This is a genomic window from Mesorhizobium sp. GbtcB19 (assembly GCF_019091085.1).
Taxonomy (GTDB): Bacteria; Pseudomonadota; Alphaproteobacteria; order Rhizobiales; family Rhizobiaceae; genus Mesorhizobium.
In genome coordinates this window covers 1-232 of the sequence record NZ_JAGXJY010000591.1, presented here as the reverse complement: position 1 = coordinate 232, position 232 = coordinate 1, and the positions used below count along the sequence as shown (strand labels likewise).

The window sequence follows — 232 nt, the reverse complement described above, 5'->3', positions numbered from 1 at the left end:
GTTACTCGAGCAATTTCCGGAAAGTGCGCAGCGGTTTTCCGTCCGGAATTGCGTAAAACAAAGAGTTGCCGCAAGAGGGGCCCGTCCATGCCCAGAATAATTCCAGTGCTCGATCTCGACCGCCTTGGGCAGGGCGCGTCGGAACTGCGGACTTTCTTGTTTGACCTGCGCACCGCCGCCCGTGACGACGGCTTCTTCTACCTCTCGGGACACGGCATATCGCAATCGGAGA

1 protein-coding gene is annotated in these 232 nt (G+C 58.2%); it reads left to right on the top strand.

All coding sequences use genetic code 11. The features are described from left to right. Positions 1-87: 87 nt before the first annotated feature. Positions 88-232: 2-oxoglutarate and iron-dependent oxygenase domain-containing protein (locus tag KVT37_RS33150; RefSeq protein WP_217579117.1), on the top strand; the 145-nt coding region annotated here is incomplete at its 3' end.